This window comes from Geomonas sp. (genome assembly GCF_056994735.1).
The window spans coordinates 1-1,870 of the sequence record NZ_JBXKJL010000030.1; the positions used below are offsets into that span (position 1 = coordinate 1).

The window sequence follows — 1,870 nt, forward strand, 5'->3', positions numbered from 1 at the left end:
GTAGGAGAGGCCGTCGAGGTCCAGTTTGTGGCCGGTGAAGGGGTAAAGATCTTTCGAGACAGTCGTCATTCAGTTCAAGTATCCGTGTAATTCCCTCACCCCGACCCTCTCCCGGAGGGCGAGGGGGGCTTGAAATGTGGAGAAGTGGGCAGGTGCAAGTAGCTAACCGGACAACGCTGGAAGCGGAGGCCACACCCTCGAACATTTCCGCCCCCGGAGAGGGAGGGGTAGGAGCATTGCCATTAAGTTAACCCCCGTTCGCTCATGAATACCCCCGCCCCTTGCGGGAGGGGGGCAGGGGGTGGGGGAGACTAAGAAAAAAGGGGACCGGCTGCCATAGCCGATCCCCTTTTGTTATTCCCTTGGCTCCCGATCCGACAGCTCGGGTCGTGATAGTGGAGCGACTTACGACGCTCAACGGCAATGAGCCGTCACCCTGAGCTTCTCGAAGGGTGTGATCCGAAATCAACCCCCGGTTAGTTGAAGAAGAACCTGGCCCCTAAGGTGAAGGCCGCATGAGACGGGTCGAATTCTCCGACCTTGGCGCCGGTGAAATCCCTGACGTCGGACGAGAAGGCCTCGACCCCCCTGATCTCGGCATTCAGCGCGACCTGGCGCATCAGCATGTAATCCACCCCGGCGGCCAGGTGGAAACCGACCACCGTGTCGACTACCTTGTGGCTCAGGTCGTTGATGAGAACGTCCACACCCGCTCCAGCGTACGGCACCAGCCGCTGCCTCTCCGGCAGGCGGTACTGTGCCCCGACGGAGAGGTCGGTGACTCCGGCGTCTCCGAAGCCAGAGGTGTGGTAACCGGAGCGGGTGACTTCCAGATCGATGGCGACATTGTCATCGACGCCGAAAAGGAAACCTCCGCCGCCGATGATGCCGGGGTCGGTGGCAACGACCAGACGTCCGGCATCAATTTGACGCTCGTCGTCGGCCGGGTTGGTGACCCCGACCTTGGCGGTGACGGCTACACGCCCCCTCAATTCCTCGGCTGCCGCGTTCCCGGCCAGAAAAGCGGTCAGTACCGCGCAGGCGGCCAGCAAAACCAGTTTCTTCATTTGATTCTCCCTCCAAAGTTGTTCATTGAAAATTAACGGCTATCCCCATCCCCACCCCTCCGTCGAAGGGGAGTGGTGCTTTGTCCGGGCTGGGGGTGATGCTTGCTACTTGATCAGCTCAAGGGTGGCCTTGATGGCCTTCTCGATGCCTTCCGCCGCTTCGGCGATGTGGCCCGCCAGCATGTAGGCCGGTGTGGACACGATCAGGTTTTCGCGGTCGATCACACAGTCGTTGGCGGCGCAGTTGACATGCTTGCTGCCGGTCGCCGAAAGCGCTTCCGCGGTGCCCTGGTCGTTGCCGATGGTGAGCTGCGGCGAGAGATCCTTCCCGAGCGCCAGCCCGATCACGGTCGGCGCGATGCAGATGGCGCAGATGGGCTTCCCGGCCTTGGACATCTCCCTCACCAACCGGAGCACATCGGCCTGGACCGTCCCGTTCGCACCTTGCATCGCAAAATCGCAGAGGTTCTTGGCCGCCCCGAAGCCGCCGGGGAAAACTATGGCGTCGAGGTCCGCCGCACCGGCTTTCTTGACGTCGCTGATTTCACCACGGGCGATGCGGGCAGACTCGACCAGGACGTTTCTCTTGGCGCCGGTCTCTTCCATGGATAGATGGTTTACCTCGCTCAGTTCCATATCAGGCGCGAAACAGACAGCCTTGGCGCCATTTCTATCAATCGCCAAAAGTGTCAGTACCGCCTCGTGGATCTCACTTCCATCACGAACTCCGCAGCCTGAAAGTACTACGCCTATCTTTTTCATATAAGCCGCCTCCGGTCTCATTGATGCCCCGATCATGGGGG

General features: G+C 60.6%; 2 protein-coding genes. Both read right to left on the reverse strand.

Going from position 1 to position 1,870, the window contains the following annotated elements; translation table 11 throughout:
* Window positions 1–476: 476 nt before the first annotated feature.
* Window positions 477–1,067, reverse strand: coding sequence for an outer membrane beta-barrel protein (locus AC11W3_RS01190; protein ID WP_484091290.1), 591 nt, complete (start codon window positions 1,065–1,067; stop codon window positions 477–479).
* A gap of 105 nt (window positions 1,068–1,172) precedes the next feature.
* Window positions 1,173–1,829: an isoprenoid biosynthesis glyoxalase ElbB gene (gene elbB / locus AC11W3_RS01195; protein ID WP_484091289.1), complete on the reverse strand. Its 657-nt coding sequence runs from the start codon at window positions 1,827–1,829 to the stop codon at window positions 1,173–1,175.
* Window positions 1,830–1,870 lie beyond the last annotated feature (41 nt).

What these genes read in the sequence shown, in the direction of transcription:
- AC11W3_RS01190 (WP_484091290.1), bottom strand. Translation starts at nt 1,067, where the DNA reads ATGAAGAAACTGGTTTTGCTGGCCGCCTGCGCGGTACTGACCGCTTTT.
- elbB (WP_484091289.1), bottom strand. Translation starts at nt 1,829, where the DNA reads ATGAAAAAGATAGGCGTAGTACTTTCAGGCTGCGGAGTTCGTGATGGA.